This is a genomic window from Bacillus sp. IBL03825 (assembly GCF_024712505.1).
Lineage (GTDB): Bacteria > Bacillota > Bacilli > Bacillales > Bacillaceae_G > Bacillus_A > Bacillus_A wiedmannii.
Genome location: NZ_JAMXKE010000001.1, coordinates 2,179,044 through 2,196,219, shown reverse-complemented (window position 1 = coordinate 2,196,219; position 17,176 = coordinate 2,179,044). Strand labels below are relative to the sequence as shown.

10 protein-coding genes, 1 pseudogene and 2 other annotated features are annotated in these 17,176 nt (G+C 33.0%); of the genes and pseudogenes, 3 read left to right on the top strand and 8 right to left on the bottom strand.

Annotated elements, in window-relative coordinates; all coding sequences use genetic code 11:
• Positions 1-52: 52 nt before the first annotated feature.
• Positions 53-292, bottom strand: a binding site (T-box leader).
• Positions 293-391: 99 nt separating this feature from the next.
• The 8 genes and pseudogenes from NHG49_RS11345 to NHG49_RS11310 form a co-directional block, all read right to left on the bottom strand.
• A complete protein-coding gene (locus tag NHG49_RS11345) occupies positions 392-4,594 on the bottom strand; it encodes a bacteriocin-processing peptidase family protein (protein ID WP_064472912.1) in 4,203 nt (1,400 codons plus the stop codon).
• Positions 4,595-4,912: 318 nt separating this feature from the next.
• A complete protein-coding gene (locus NHG49_RS11340) occupies positions 4,913-5,833 on the bottom strand; it encodes a class I SAM-dependent methyltransferase (protein WP_081252594.1) in 921 nt (306 codons plus the stop codon).
• Positions 5,834-5,966: 133 nt separating this feature from the next.
• Entirely contained in the window at positions 5,967-7,655 is a 1,689-nt protein-coding gene (gene argS / locus NHG49_RS11335; protein WP_258126005.1) for an arginine--tRNA ligase, read from the bottom strand.
• 44 nt (positions 7,656-7,699) lie between these two features.
• Positions 7,700-7,914, bottom strand: a binding site (T-box leader).
• A gap of 40 nt (positions 7,915-7,954) precedes the next feature.
• Positions 7,955-8,731: a class I SAM-dependent methyltransferase gene (locus NHG49_RS11330; RefSeq protein WP_098274926.1), complete on the bottom strand. Its 777-nt coding sequence runs from the start codon at positions 8,729-8,731 to the stop codon at positions 7,955-7,957.
• A 49-nt stretch (positions 8,732-8,780) separates the two neighbouring features.
• On the bottom strand, positions 8,781-9,215 hold the full coding sequence (locus NHG49_RS11325) for a BrxA/BrxB family bacilliredoxin (protein ID WP_000063705.1): 435 nt from the start codon (positions 9,213-9,215) through the stop codon (positions 8,781-8,783).
• An 83-nt stretch (positions 9,216-9,298) separates the two neighbouring features.
• Positions 9,299-9,682, bottom strand: coding sequence for a thiol-disulfide oxidoreductase DCC family protein (locus NHG49_RS11320; RefSeq protein WP_000634876.1), 384 nt, complete (start codon positions 9,680-9,682; stop codon positions 9,299-9,301).
• 3 nt (positions 9,683-9,685) lie between these two features.
• A complete protein-coding gene (locus NHG49_RS11315; RefSeq protein ID WP_064473949.1) occupies positions 9,686-10,813 on the bottom strand; it encodes a conserved virulence factor C family protein in 1,128 nt (375 codons plus the stop codon).
• Between the two features lie 164 nt (positions 10,814-10,977).
• A pseudogene (locus tag NHG49_RS11310) lies at positions 10,978-11,166 on the bottom strand (single-stranded DNA-binding protein); the annotation flags it as partial.
• A 196-nt stretch (positions 11,167-11,362) separates the two neighbouring features.
• Here NHG49_RS11310 and NHG49_RS11305 point away from each other — a divergent pair.
• Genes NHG49_RS11305 through NHG49_RS11295 form a run of 3 tightly spaced genes read left to right on the top strand, consistent with a single transcriptional unit; the run spans position 11,363 to position 17,173 of the window.
• Positions 11,363-12,589, top strand: coding sequence for a hypothetical protein (locus tag NHG49_RS11305; RefSeq protein ID WP_098817555.1), 1,227 nt, complete (start codon positions 11,363-11,365; stop codon positions 12,587-12,589).
• Between the two features lie 33 nt (positions 12,590-12,622).
• A complete protein-coding gene (locus NHG49_RS11300) occupies positions 12,623-15,544 on the top strand; it encodes a helix-turn-helix domain-containing protein (protein WP_258126003.1) in 2,922 nt (973 codons plus the stop codon).
• A gap of 27 nt (positions 15,545-15,571) precedes the next feature.
• Positions 15,572-17,173 (top strand): site-specific integrase, encoded by a 1,602-nt coding sequence (locus NHG49_RS11295; RefSeq protein ID WP_098817553.1) that lies wholly within the window; start codon positions 15,572-15,574, stop codon positions 17,171-17,173.
• The last annotated feature ends 3 nt before the right edge of the window (positions 17,174-17,176 follow it).

Genomic DNA, 17,176 nt, shown 5'->3' with positions numbered 1-17,176 from the left:
TACAATCACTCCTTTGAATGTTTTAAAGCACACAAAAAACCCGTCCCTATGAAGTAGGGACGGGTTTAACCGCGTTACCACCCTAATTCTATTAGCTCTTCGCTAATAGCACTTAGCAACGTACTATCATACGTGTTCTTTGTAACGGTAGACATCCGTCCGGGCTTACTTATTTTCAGCCTCGGCTCCTCGGAGATGATTTTCAAATAACGTCTGCACACCGGCTTTCAGCTATACACCGGCTCTCTGGGGAACAATTCATTATTTTACTCGTTCTCGTCTTCAGATTTGTATACTTTATTAAAAGCTATTTTATGCCATTGGGCAATAAATTGTCAACTAATTCGAAATATATATTTAATTATACCCTTTTTTCACAATTCCTATACAATTATTTCTTAAATTCTTGTATTCCAGCTAAATCTTCATCTTCTTCAATAAGCTCAGCAAAGAATCTTGATTCATCCTCACGAAGAACAATTTCAAGCTCTTGCTTCGCCTCTTCAATTCTATTTAACTGTGCTAAATAACAAGCGCGATCATATCTTGCTAACAAATCACTCGCATCTATTGTTAATACATCATTTGTTATTTTTTCTGCCTTTAGTGTTTGTCCGGCACCATGATACGAAGATGCTAAAGAAAGAAGAATTGCTGCTTCATTTGGATGATGTATAGAAGCATTTTCTAATACATGAATTGCCTCTTCAAACCTTTCTTGACTTTGATACATTTCTCCTAAAGCAAGAAACGCTCTACTTACAAACGGTGTTTGCTCCATTAATTGTAAGGTAATCTTTTCTGCTTTTCTTTCTTCTCCTATTTTAAAGAATACTTGTGCTTGTAAAAGAAGCGTATCATAATCATCTGGTAACTCTCGAACCATTTGCTTCGTTAATTCTGAAGCATCCCGTAACATATCTTCTTCCTCACACGCCATGAAAAGATTTACAAGTTGCTTCGCTACATCGTAATCCCATTTATTTTCTAACGATGTTTGCAATACATCTATCGCCTCTTTATACATCGCCACATTCTCGTAAAATAGTGAAAATCGCTGCGCTGCCATACTATTTTTTTGATTTAACTTTAACGAGATTTCATACAAATCAATGATTGTAGTAATAATCGAAATTTCTTTCGCACGGTTTTTCATACGATAAAAAGCTCTCGTAATTATGGATTTTTTCGGCTGTTCATTTTGTTGCCGTTCAATCCATCTTTCCGTCACCGCAGATGCAGCATACATAAATGCCATACTTCTTTCTGCCTTCTTCACCTTTAATGTATGAAGAAAATCTCGTATGTTAGACAATTTCTTATGTTGTTCTATCGTTTTTACATACACATCAAATATTTGTTCATTATTTGCATCTTTTTGTATAACTTTCATTGCAATTTCAATTGCTTTTGCATTCCTTTTTTTCACTAACACTTTGGCATAATGATATAGAACTTCTATATGCTCACTATCTAATTGAAGTGCCTCTTCAATCTGTGCTTGTTCTTTATCTATTTCATCCATCGCTCCATACACATATGCAATCGCATCTAATCGCCATATTTCAGGTGCTTCGTCCGCTAATTGTTCTAGTTCTGTCAGTAACTCTTCCTGAAGACTCATTTCTACTGAAAGCTGTGCCAAATATTCCATATTAATATGCATCGGCTCTTCTTTCATAGCCTGAACCATATGACTTTGTTCTTTAGAACGGTTTTCTTCTTTTTCGTATATTTCCGCAAGCTGTAAATGTACACCGACGAAATTCCCATCAAGCTCTAAACAAGTTTCATACGCTTGCTTTGCTTCTGTCAATTGCCCTAATGCCATAAGTGTTTCACCAATTCGGTAATACGGTAATGCCGTTTCCTTTTGTTCTATCGCCTTATTATACCTTTTCATCGCTTGGCCGTACTGCCCAATAGATTCATATAAAATACCTGTATAACAACCGTATTCGCTTATTTCATTTCTTTCTTTGTGTAACGTTCTTAAGAATGCTATACCTCTTTGTACAAATACCGTTCCTTTAATTCGATTCACATATTCATCTAACGCACTTGCCACATTATATTCGCTCTGCTTTATACCACTCTCTAACTTAGACAAAGCTACTTTAAACCCTTCTTCATTTCCACCAAGTTCAATCTCAGCATCCCATAAAACCATTCCCGCATTCATAAGAAAATCTTGGCTCTTTTCAATTTGTTTTTCAATACCGAGAATATATTGTTTCGCTTCCTTGTATTGTTCTTTCGCCATATAAACTTGCGTAAGTCCAAAGTGAGAATAAACATCATCATGATTTTCTTCTAAAGCACGATTATACAATGTTTCTGCTTCTTCCAGACTATCATTTTGAAAATGATAGTCACCGAGTTTTACGTATAGAGGTGCCTTATCGTCACAATTCTCAATACCTTTTAATAAAATTTCTTTCGTACTTTCCTCATCCTTCAAATCAGACTCGTATATTTCCGAAAGTTTCGTATAGATGTAAGGTGCATTACTATCCAAATAAATCGCTACTTTAAGCCCTTTTATCGCTAAATGTAATTTCCCTAAATGATGCGCACATCTCGCGCGCTCATACCATACATGTGCCTCATTTTTATTCTCTCTTAATAGGTCATTAAAAATTTCATACGCTTCTTCATATCTTTCTAAATCTATTAATATTAATCCGTGATTCGTTAAAGTGAATCTTTCTGGAGTACGTTCTAAAGCAACTTGAGAAAACTGCAACGCCTTTTCAGATTGATCGATATACATGTATGATAAAGCGAGAAAACTCCAAGCAATCGGCTGATCTGCGTCTAATTGTAATGATGAACGAAAACTTGAAATCGCTTCTATATAACTTTCCTGTTCAAAAGCATATCTTCCGTTTATTAAATGATATAAAGCACGATTATTTTTCTTCTCAACACTTGTCAGCATTTGCCCGGCTTTTTCTAATTCTTGAAGGCGAATAAAGCACTGCGCACCATGCAATTTAACAAAATCTGAGTTCGGAAACTTCTCCATTAACTTTTCAATACAACATATAATAAACTCATTATCTACTTCAACATCTAAATGCTTAACCGTATATAACCACGTATTCGGATTATCACTCGTCTCTTTTAAAAATTGTACTAAGTTATAAATCCCCTCTTTATCATGTTCATCTAAATGATCCGTAAGAGAAAAAATAGATTTAAAATAATGATTTTCTTCTTCATTTAAAAATGCTAATTGCTCCTTCTTTTCTTTCGGAACAAACGTAATCGCTAAACAACCTGTGTAACGATATTTTTCTTGTAACTTACTATATTCCACAATAACTGGTTCTATAAAGTTCGGATCTTGAACATAAAAAACTTGTAACGTATCATCATATCCAGATAATACTTGCACATGTGAAGCATGCTCAATATCTATACTTAATAAAACCGGAATCCCTTCATCCAGCAGTCTCTTATAATTTTCCTCATTACCTTTAAAATAACGATATTCATAACCTAATTCTTCTAAATAAGAAACAGTATCCGAAAACTTTGAGCCTGTCATATCAAAAATAAAATCTGCTATTTCATCTTGTGTACGTTTTTCTCCCCATAACTGCAACATCATTTCTAAACTTGTCGGAACACAATAATTATCCTTTTGTACAATAGGAACTATCGGTAAATGCACCTTTTTTCCATCTGGATTTTTTTCTAAATTATGATATAAAGACTCTTTTAAACTTTTTTCTTCTTTTAATAACTGTTGTAAATCTACAAGTTTATTCATTTTGTAAAGCGCTTCTGCACGTAAATGTACAAAGTAAGCTTTATACGCATGATAAGGAAGCTGATTATTTATGTTATCTATTACCGCTAACATTTCTTCATACTTCCTTAAATCTAATAAATATTTTACCTTTTCAAAATGAAAATATGGTACTTGTGGGAACTTTACAATCGCATCATCAATTAGCTGTAATGCACGTTTTTGTTCTCCTTGATTCGCATATAATTGTGATAATAAATAGGTAGATAGCTCTTCACAATCTTTATGCTGCATGCCGGCTATAAATTGTTCTTCTGCTTTCTCCCATTCACCTGTATGCATATAGACGTAGCCCCATTTATCAAATACGGCACGTGAACTGTACTCCTCTGCCTTTTGCATATAGATTAGGGCTTCTTCATTTCGTTTCATTTCCAACAAACATCGTACTAACGTAAAATATGTTTTCGCTAAAAGATCAGCTTCTATTTCTTCTTTACTTACCTCTTCTAATGAGTCTTTTAACAACTGTTCTACTTCAAGTATTTTCCGCTCATCAATTAACTCATCACAATATAAAGAGAGCGTTCTCATATTTGGGAATTTTTTGTAGGCGTAGCGAATGAGGAATGAACTGTATTGGTGCATAAGCCCTTCATCAGTAAGACGTATTAATATGTCAAACTCCTTATGTGAAGGAACACTAGCAAGCCAACTCTTTAAATAAGATAAAGTATTCTTTTCTTTTATATATGAAATTTCATTATTTATTTCCTGTAATCCATCTATAAATCTCTTGTCTTTCAAACAAGCATCTAACTGCTTAAAATCTAGCATGTATTCACCTCGAATATTTATTTGTACTGCTACTTGCTTAGATTTTACACATCATATTGTAGGTATTCAACTAAAATCTCTTATAATAGATGGTATTAATTAATATTATTCAAATTTATAACAAAATATAGTAAAAATGATTGTTTTCCCCCATATTTTGTTTAATTAAATGGAATAACGTAACATGAGGAGCTTATCTTTTGGAAGCTGAAATCCGTACATGAAATTATATCGGCGATTTTCAAAATATATCAGCGATTATACAGTGGATATCGACTTACCGACAAAAAATGACAATCCTCAATATACCTCTACCTTTTAACATTCTATGTCACCAAATGTAATTTTCATATTCGGAGCATATACTAAAGACGAATGCATTTGAAATGCTTTAAAAAATCGGAGTTCAGCTTCATATTGTGCTAGCGCATCATCATATATTAACCCTCTAGACATTAAACGTTCTATAAATTGCTGTTTATCACCCGGATCACCTGCAATTCCCTCTTCTTTTAACGAATGATACAACCTTTGTTTATCATTATGATGCATATTAGAATCTAAAAAGTTCACTTTATCACTTACTCTACATTGAATATTTTTTACGCCTAGTTCACTTAAAAATATCGGTATTTTCATACCAATATTTCCATCTTTTCCGCTTCTCTGCATGTCACTTTCAAATAACTTCTGCAAAGCACCTAGCCTAATAATTTCCGATTGATTCTCTCCATTTAAAGAGTATGAAGACATATTTGATATCCAATGTGGTTCAAAACAGATTATTTTTCCGTTCCTTTTAACTGAATGCATCATTTTTTGTACCATCATTTTTGGCGAACTCATATGTAATAAGAAAGCATGACAAATTGCTATATCGTATGTATCTTTCAATTCAATTTCTGTAGCATCTCCCTCAAGAAATTCTGTCTCATACGGAAGTAAACGAAACAACTCTCTCGCTTCAGATAATAATGTTTCTCCACTATCAATGCCTGTATACTTTGATCCTTCTGGAAGTAAAGGCATTAATACTAATCCTAAATAACCATATCCACAACCATAATCAACAATATGTACTGGCTTAGTAATCTTCCAAACCATATTTACTAAAAAGCTTACATAATCGTCGTTGTAATATAAATCTCTCGTGTTTTTTAAATATGTTATTTTACTGTTCCAATCGTATGTTTCCAAGTTTAACGCCTCCTTTTTATATATGACATTACAATTCTCCATTTAATATGGACATTCCTACACTTGAAACAATTCTAGAAAAGTTTAGATTTAATAAAATTAAACTTCTGCTTTCACATTTTCTATAAAAATAAATAGGCATACATATCTACTATGATACGTATACCTATTTATTTTACATCTCCTCAGGAGCCTCTACCCCTAGTAAACGTAATCCCTCTTTTAATACAACTGTCACAGCATACACTAATGCAAGTCTGCTGTCTTTCTCTTCACTCTCTTCCAATATACGTACATTTCCGTAATATTTATTGAACGATTGTGCTACATCTAATACGTATTTCGAAATGATTGATGGCTCATTTTTGTTGAAGGCTGCCTCAATTACTTGTGGGAATTTATTAAGTAATTTTACGACACTCCAGCTATGATCATCTTTTAATGCAAACGTACACGTTTCAAATTCTACACTTTCTTTTCTTAAAATAGAGCAAGCACGTGCATGTGTGTACTGTACATACGGTCCTGTTTCACCTTCAAATTTCAGCATATTTTCTAATGAGAATTCAATATTATGCATACGCTCATTTTTTAAATCATGAAAAATAACTGCCCCTACACCAACTTGCTTTGCTACTTCTTCTTTTTGTTTTAAGTTTGGATTTTTCTCTTCAATATTTTGTATTGCAAGGTCTATTGCATCTTCAAGTACTTCTTCAAGTAAAATAACTCTTCCTTTACGTGTCGACATTTTCTTACCGTCTTTTAAAATGAACCCAAACGGTACATGTTCCATGCCCTCAACCCAATTGTAACCAAGCTTTTTTAATACAGTGAAAAATTGATTAAAATGTAAACTTTGTTCTGGGCCAACTACATATAACGCTTTATCAAATGCATATGTGTTTTGACGGTATACAGCTGCCGTTAAGTCACGTGTTGCGTAAATCGTCGCACCATCTGATTTTCTAATTAAGCAAGGCGGCATTCCCTCTTCTTCTAAATTAACGACTAACGCGCCTTCAGACTCTTCAAGCAAATCATGTTCTTCTAAAATTCCAATAAAATCTTCCATTAAGTTATTATAAAAAGCTTCTCCTTGAAAATTAGTAAATTCAACACCGAGAAGTTCATAAATACGAGAAAATTCTTTTAAGGATTCGTGACGGAACCAATTCCAAAGCTCAACCGCTTCTTCATCACCTTCTTCTAATTTCTTAAACCAAGCGCGTCCATCTTCTTCTAGTTCTTCGTCGTCTTTTACCTCTTCATGGAATTGAACATATAACTTAAATAGTTCACGGATTGGATCCTCTTTAACTACTGCTTCATTTCCCCATTTTTTATAAGCGGTAATTAACTTTCCAAACTGTGTGCCCCAGTCTCCAATATAATTAATTCCTACAACTTCGTAGCCACATTTTTCAGCGATATGTTTCAATGAATTCCCTATCATTGTAGAACGTAAATGCCCCATTGAAAAAGGTTTCGCGATATTCGGAGAGGAATAGTCGATAACTACAGTCTTTTCACATCCAAAGTGATTTTGACCGTACTTTTCTTTCTCCGCTAAAATCGTTTTTAACACTGCATCACTTACAGTTTCACGATTAAAAAATACATTTACGTAAGGACCAACAGCCTCTACTTTCGTAAAGAACGGATCATGTAATTTCTCCGCAACTTCCTTTGCGATAATAGCTGGTGATTTTTTATATTGCTTCGCAAGTGAAAAACATGGAAATGCCGCATCTCCGAATTCATCTTGTTTCGGCGTTTCGATTAAATCTAAAATTTGGTTTTGTGTTAATTCATTCGTGAAAATATTAGATAAACTTTCCGCAAACTGCGTTTTATAATCCATACTACAACCTCCTTAATTTTTAAAACACAAAAAACTCGTCTCTAAAAAGAGACGAGTTTTAACCCGTGGTACCACCCTTGTTGTTCATTACGAACCACTTTCCCGTTTATAACGAGGACAGGGGGCCTCGGCTTACTCTACTATTCGTTCAAGAAGCATCTCCGAAGTGCGCTTCATCCTTTTCTTCCGCACTAGGCTCACACCATCCCTAGCTCGCTTTCCTTCGAAAAAAGACTACTCTCTTCATCACCGACAGTATATTTAATTAATTATTGCTTATTATACATCTTTTCAAACAATTAGCAAGGGTCAATTACACCAAAGTGAAACTTAGCACTTTTTCTTTTGTATACGTGAAAATTGTGTTTTTCAAATCTAGAACTACGGAAATGATCTTTCAAAACGACACGCTTTCTCGCCACACGCTTCGCTTCCGCAATTGTTTCGTCAGTAATATCATGATACAAAGCGAAGTGTTTTAATCCTTTTATTCCATCTGATTCTATAACAGTTTCTTCGAACATTGGATCAAGGTAAACGACATCATAACTATTATCTTCACATTGTTTTAAAAATGTGAAATGCTCCGTTTGCTTCACATCGATTCGTTGCATTGCCTCATCAATTTCAGAAACAGATGAAGACCATGTTTTCAAACCATTTTCCATAATATAAGCCATATACTCATTGCCTTCAAGTCCCGTTACTTTTCCGCTTTCACCAACAATATAACTAGCTACAATACTATCTGATGCCATGCCAAGCGTACAATCTAACACTGTCATTCCGCTCTCTAATTGCGTGGCTTGTACAAACGGATCATGTTCTCCGCGCATTAACCTTTTCACACGAAACATCGCTGAGTTTGGATGAAAGAAAAACGACTCTTCCGTTCCTCTCGGATAAATAGCTAATCGATTTTTCCCTACAACAAGTACATCTTGTTCATACTGCTCATGCAGTTTATGTACTGGTACGTCATTACGTTTAACGAAAGAACGATTTAATTCTGCTGCTACCTTGTTTGCGTAATCTGTCATTTCTTTGTTCGTTCTTCCTGCTGTTGTTACGATCATTGTTTCACCTCTATATAAAGAAAAGAGGGAGATTTACTCTCCCCCTTCTTTAGCAATTCTTTTCAAAAGCTTGTTCTAAGTTCGTAATAATTTCGTCCATAGTTGCACCTTCAATTTCATGACGGTGAATGAAGTGAACAACTTCTTTTCCTTTTAATAATGCCATAGATGGTGAAGATGGAGGAATTTCTCCGAAGTATTCACGCATTTTTGCAGTAGCATCTTTATCTTGGCCTGCGAATACAGTTACAAGATGATCAGGTTGTTTTTCAGCACGAACAACCGCTTGACCTGCTGATGGACGTGCTAAACCAGCTGCACAACCACAAACAGAGTTTACAACTACTAAAGTTGTACCTGCCGTGTTTTCCATAAATTCTGTTACAGCTTCTTCTGTAGTTAACTCTTCAAACCCAGAACGCACTAATTCTTGACGCATTGGGATTACCATTTGACGCATGTATTCTTCATAAGCATTTGACATCTTGTAATCTCTCCTTCAACTTTCATTCCAAATTCATCATATCACGCTCTATTACTAGGTGCAAAAGAAAGATTACGATGATTTCATTTTTTTGTAGGGATTTCACAAACCCCTTCACGGCAATGTCCAACTGGGACAAGTTTTCTATTGTTAGCGATATAATCGTATACTTTACTTCCAAATCCAAGTACAATAGATAGTTTGATAAAAGGCACGGCAAACCAGTAAGATGGAACAGCCTTTGCTAATACATGTATGCTATGAATCCCGTCATACCACTTATTATTTTTTAAAATATACAATCTTTGTTCCATCTTGCTTTGTAGTTCTTGAGAGAGTTCATACTTCTCAACTACATCTTCATCTCGAAATGAAACAAATTTCATCTTACCCTTTTTATCTAATTTTTTCGTACGTTCTGCAACCGCCGTACACATCGGGCACCAACTATCATAGAAAACAATCATACATTATTCTCCTTTACGAGACTCCGTCATTTGTTTCCATACAGAACCTTTTGCTTCTTCTCCGCCTTCAATACGCTCTAATGCTAGACGCGCTTGCATCGCTACTTCAAACTCTGGATCATCCTGCGCTGCTTTTAATGCCGGAATCGCACTTTCATCTCCAAGTTCAAATAAGAACATCGCTGCACGCCAGCGTACTAATTTACTTGAATCTTTCAGAGATTTAATCATAACGAACATCGCTGCTGGATCACCTACGTCAGATAAGCAATCGCCCGCTGTACGGCGAACACTTACTGAACGATCTAATAACGCTTTATATAATAACGGCAATACTCCATCACCTTTTACCATACCTAAATACGCTGTTGCTAAACGGCGGATCGAAACTTTTTCATCATCTAACGCCATCTGCAACACTAGCATATCTTCTTCAGTAGGATCCATTTGTTCTAATGCCGCAAAACGGTTTTTCCAGTCAGCATCTTTCATCATCTCTTCTGTTACTTTATATGGCTCACGCTTTTGAATCGTTACTTCAACAGCACCTGCCTGGTTTAATAATTCTTTAACTGTTTCATTTACACGTTCTTCTGAATAAGCAGCAACAATCTCTTCCACTACTTCTTTCCCGATTTCTTCAAAATTACCGTAACGTGTACTTTGTTCCACCCATTTACGTTCTTTTACAACGTTTGGTGCAGACATTTGAACTTTCATAATTGATTCTTTAAAACGATCTGGTAAGCCAACACGTTCTTCTGTTGTTCCATCTGTTAACTTTACTTGCATTGGAATTGTAAAGAACATTTGAACAAACACTTTCACTTCTCCAAAATGAGCAAGTTGTTGTCCTTCACTCTCTTCTACTACCTCTTCGCCGAAAACAGCACGAACTTGTTGTAATAAAACTTTCCAATCAAACTTTGCATTTCGCTCCACTGCTAAAAAGTCGGCTACATGATATACACCTTTAATGCCTTCAATTTTCAAAATTTCTTGCACTTGCATTGGTGCTTGTTCTTTATTTTCATTTGTATAATTATTACGCGCTCCTGATGGTAATACTTCATTCAAAATAACTTTCATTGTATTTGGACTTGGCGTCGGTTCAATTGCTTTAATCTTCACGTAAAAAACTCTCCTTTATTGCATGTTCTTAGCTGTATTGTAACATGTTCCACCTCTTTAAACCTACTCGGATGCTTTATCTTGCTGATTTCTTTCAATCATCATACTTTTCATTCTTTCTCTTTCCACCTAATTCCCCCAAACCCATTGTTTAAAATCCCATCTTATTGCGATGCACCCTCCCGCCTTCTCTCCAAAAATGTAATGCTCTCAATTACAACTTCCGTTTTATATATTCTCTTACCTTGATCATCCTCGTAATTACTCGTATGAATACGTCCGGTAATTCCAACAAGAGACGCCTTCGTACAATATTCAGTTACATTCTCAGCCGATCTGCGCCAAACGACATATCTCCATAAATATGTACTTAAACTTCATGTACATATTTATCTTTATCCAACACTATAAAAACAAGTAAATTCTAAATTTTAGGAATTTTCTATTGTACACAAAAAAGCGACAATATATTATAGATTTATACACATATCTTTCGACCAAATCCCTAAAGATAATGTACAAAATTATGTGATTGGGGGGACAGTAAAAATGATTACTCTGCAACTAGAAAATTATAAGTTTTTCTCTATTCCTGTTTGGCTAGAATGGAATACTTCAAGTAAAGGTGATATAACAGATAAGAAATTCTCAATTATTGGACTTAAAGAAACTTCAAATGATATACACATTGTGCATCCATTAAGCGACTTTATACTAAGCAATTGGAAATATAATGCTTACAATACCCAAAGAAAACATTGTAATAATACGGTTTCTTTTCTAAACTACTTATTAACTAACAAGAAACAGTTAGGGATTAATAATCTAAAAGAATTAAAACTAGTGCATGGAAATGATTTTCTTAATAATCTATCTCGCAAAGAAAGAACAGTAGGTACTGTTAAAGATGTTGAAAGAACACTAACATTATTTTATATATGGCTTCAAAAGAAAGGATGCTTACCAAAGGTAAATGAAACCCTTTTTATAAAAAAAGAGACTTATCAAGGAAGATATTATTTCCAATCCCCTTTTGAAGTCATCTATCCCACCAAAACAGTCTCAAAGCAAGAACATATGTTACCAGCAAAATACATTCCTCTATTATTAGAAATTGCTACTCTAAAAACAAAGCCAATTGCATTAGGAGTCTATCTACAAATATTTGGTGGCTTAAGGAGAGGCGAGGTCGTCAATTTAAAACGTTCAAATTTAAAGAGAAAATTAAATACTGGAGATTTTCTATTCACTTTAAAAAATCAAAATTTCAGAAAGGATATTAAAGATCATTCTGGATCCAGTAGCGTAAAAAAGCCTAGAAATCAGGCCGTCCTACAAATATTTGACTGGGGAAAGGTTCTTTTTACAGATCATATTAATTTATACAAAGATCATACTGACTCAGGTGCTCTTTTTATAAATAGAGATGGTAAAGCTATGTCAGGAAAAAGCTACAGTCAATATTTTAATAAACTAAAACAAAATTTTATAAATTTCTTGAAAACATACGGTAACTTAGAAGAAAAAATTCTTGCAAATCATTTACTCCTTGCAGATTGGTCTACTCATATAGGGCGAGGAACTTTCACTAACCTTATTGCCGAAAATACAGATAATCCTCTTGAAATAGCTTTTCATCGTGGTGATGATAACTTATTATCATCTTTAACATATATGGTTAAGACAGATAGAATGAGAAAAAAAATCGAAGGTAAATTCGATAATATGCATGAACATTATATCCCCTACCTTATTGATAGAAATAAATTTGATTAATATCATATTCCCTTCAAAAAAAGAGGTGAACAAATGTCTACTGAAAATAATAGTGAACTCCAATACATAACTGTACTGGAATTTAGTAAATCACTAGGAATTCACGAAGCTACAGCTTATAAATATATTAAAAGAGGGCTTATTTCAAATATAAAAAACATTAAAGGACGTATATATATCCATATAGACGAGATAGAAAAAACAAAAGAAAAGGCTAACCTACATCCTATTGATGATAGAAGCTCCTATCTAACAACATATGAAATATTTGAAGTTTTAAAAAAAGACGGTTTGTGTATTCGAGGAACATCGTGGATTCACGAAAAAGTTTCCACTGGATTAATAAAAAGATATATGAAATTCAAAAATAACCTTTATATTCATAAAGAAGAAATAAAAACACTAAAGCTTTACTATTCCGAACACTCGAATACAAATATTCCTTCACAAAAAATTGAGGATTACTATACAATTAACGAACTTAGCCTAGAATTAGGGCTATCCAAAAATTCAATTCACAGATACATATGTAAAAATAAAATCAACACCTTTAAACTCCCTCATTCTAAAAGAGATATATTTTTTCTAAAGTCTCATTTGTCACTAATAAAAAAAGAGATTGGTTATATAGATAAATATAACCCTACAGAATTTCTTTCTATTCAAGACCTAATAAGTCAACTTAAAAAACATGGAGTTTATGTGACTGATTGCTCAATCCGACATCTAATACATACAAAGCGAATACTAAATCATGTACTGCATCTAAATAAATACTATTTTCATAAAAACGAATTCACCCAGTTATTAAATTATTTTACTGAAAAAGGATATTACACATATGTTGATATTGAAACGCAGGAACAAGAAAAGAACAAACATATGACACATTTTTTAACTGTTAAACAAGCTTCAGAAAAACTACAAGCTCCACCAATTTGGCTAAGAGGGCTTTTAAAAGACTACTTCCCTAATTCAAAAAAAGTGCCTGCATCTGGTGGCTACCATTGGCTAGTATCAAAAACTGATATAGATAATTTCCAAAAAGAATACTACTATAATCCTAAAACGAAAATGCTACATTTAATTGACCATTACGATTTGGATACCCTACGCTCTATTTCAGGATTTACATTCGATAAACTACGTTTAGATATTAAAAAAGGCCTATTGCAAGGTGCTATAAAAAAAAATAATAGGTACTTTATCCCTATCAAAAATGCAAATAAGTATTTAGAAAGTCTACAATATGTACTAGATACTATTTACGATACACATAAAGCTTTAGAAGACTTATTAAAACATTTTAATAACCATCCCCCTCCCAGTGGTTTAATAAAAACATCATCTCTTTATAAAAAATGGGTGGAAATCAAGATTAATTCCAGCAATGCAAGACCATTCTCCTTAAGAGGATATACATTAAACTTTATTAACTTATATGATAGAATGCTTTCTTATTTCCATGAGGAAATATGGACTACTTCAAATGCTAAAATAGAGTTTTTTCTTTCCAATAGATCCTTATCTAATGAACTAAAAAAAAATTTCGTTCAATTTTTATCATATTGTGATAATCAAAATGGAAGAAATAGAGAAAAAAAATATTTGTACTACTACGAAAAAAAAGATAGTGCTTATTCAGAAAAAAATATATACTCATTTGAAATTTATCACCAGTATTATACTCATGTTCAAAACATTGAAATGCATATTACTCACGCTACTACATGTAGATACTATGCGAATATGTGGACATACACAACAATTCTTCTCACCAATAATTGGAGAGGAATAGATATCGTCCATGAATTCCCTTCTATAGAACTGGATTCTATAAGAGCAGACAAGTTATCTTGGTTCAAAACCAATAAATTAACCATGGAAGAATCACAAAGTATTATTAACCAGCTTTATATTAAACTTCGAAATGCAGTAGCAAATAAAGTTTCTGTACTTTATAACTTCTATGTATCTCCAAACTTAATAGAAAGCTTAGCGCATTCACTTGTCATTTCTGAACTTCATAAGAGAAATATACAAAATTACACTGCCCTTCCTGAAAACTCTCGTATACTTGGTACTTTCTTTTTTGGCAAAAAAATTGTATCCGCCAGAGTATCTGGAAAGGATCAGCATTTAAACTTTTTTAATCCCTCTCCTCAATTAAAAGATTTTGACTGTTTAGTCATGAATAGAAGTACCATGACTTATCTTTTTTATTCAATCTTAGAAGAAGATGGTGAAGATGCTGATTTAGCCCTAGAAATTACAAAAAACACTAGATCACACAAAAATTCAGATACAACTGCTATTTACATTCAAGCAAAAAATAAAGATGGCAGCATAAATAGAGTCTCAGTAAACTTGTTAAATCGCGGTATGTTTGGGTGGTTATACAACTATATTTTACTTAGATTAAAAGAGGATATACAAAATGGACAAACAATTGAAGAACGCACCAATACTATTAAAGAACTACGTAATTCTATTTCACCTATGGAACTAGAAAAATGGGCAATCCTTTTACAAAATCTTCATACTAATAAAAACCGTGTTATAGATGAAATCAAGCATCTTCCAATTGAAGAACTAAAAACACTTGCAATAAAATTATTTACAAATCAAATGCCTTCTAAAGAAAAAGCGGGCCAATGTCTTGTATACCCTAATTGTAAAAGAAAAAATCTAAAAACATGTTATTCTTGTGAGTATTTTATCCCTGAAAAAATGGTGTTAATTGAAGCAATTAGTGAACTTAAAAGATTAACAAGTTCATTAGAGAACACCAAATATGATGCTATTAGAAAAAGGGATTCGTTTTTTCTTCTCAATATTATTTTGTTAATTGACGAAGCAATTAAAGCTTTTGGTATTGATGTCGTCAATTCATTTCTTCCTTTAAAAGAAAAAACAAAAATATTAGAGAAAGTTAAACAACGTTTACTTTTATAAAAAAATACTATGTAAAGGATTTATATTATGCAATTAAAAAAGGTAATAAATATGGGAAACACACCAATAGCCGTTACTGAATCTATAACTTATAACGATCTTAATGTATCCAAATTCGAAAATATATTTAACGATTTACTTATCAATGAATATATAATGGCAAAATCTTTTGATGATGATGAATGGCTTATTCCATGTAACATCCAAAATACACCTTTTAAGCTGCCGTTTCATAAATTGTTTTCACATAAAAAATTATGCACCATTATTAAATGCTATCTTTTATTACGGCGTGCTTCAGGTATCTCACCTTCAACTATAGAAACCGATTTCAATATACTCAAGAAAATAATTTTAGCAACCGAGGGAGTAACCTCCACAGATCAATTCGAAAAATTACTTTCTAGTCTCAGCAAACCTTGGGCTTCGACATTTGCACTTGTACTAAAAGAGTTTTTGAAATTTTCACCATTGCCAGGACATGAAAAATACATAGAAATATGTGACTCATTCCCTTCACCTAAATGGAAAAATAGAGATCTTCCTAATTTTTATCATGTTCTGCTTTTTGATGAAATAATTAATGATTTTAAATATAAGATAGTCCTACCTAAATACCATAAATATTATCCTGTAATTTTATGGTGGACTATTACAAATATTATTCCCATGAGACCCAATGAATTTTTAAGAATGAAATATAATTGTCTACATGAAAAAAATGATGGTAAAACATGGATTGTTATTCCAAGATCTAAACAAAAGTTCGATAGCCCCAAACAACAAGAATATTTTCAACATATTCTTATTACTGATGATATATCTAAAGCAATTAAAGATTTTCAATATGTGTTGGATACGTATAACATTCATACAGATAATCTATTCCCACAAGAATTTTATTGTCAGTTTTTTTCTAGAAGTATTAAGAGATCCTCAAATAGAATTTTAAAGCATCAATTTCAAACTTTAATGAAGAACTTTTATAGCGAAATAGTTGAACAGATGTATTCACAGCACTCTTTAGATAAGATTTCTCCAGGTGATACAAGGCATTTTGCAATCATTAATATGTTCTTACAAGGATTTAATGTTTTATCCATCGCCAGATTAGCTGGACAAACAACTATACAACATGCGTCAAACTATTATTCTCACGCCAAATTATTTGCTCAATCATATGTATATAGACTTACACAAACTATAGTTGAGAAACAAGCTCAAAACAAAATGTCTGGTGGCTTTTTGGGAACTAAAAGAAAGATTTTTGATAACAGAATCTTATATTCACCTAAAAACGCAGACCAGTACCAGAAAGTTGATTATGGCTACTGCACTGATAAAAATTTCCCTAATAATTGCGTTGAGGATTGTAGAATATGTGTTAATCATTACTTTTTCAATCCGTCTATTGATGAATATGACGAGGCGATTAAGTGGTTAGAATCATACTCAAGGGACTTAGAAAATAGAATCAATGAACATCTTGATTCTATTAAAAAATTTAGTTTATCTAAGTCAAATGAACAATTGAATTACCATGAATCTCTTCTAACTAAACATTCTAGACAACTATTAAAATATATGGACCACAAAGCTATTATTGATGCAAAATTTATAGAGGAGTGAAAA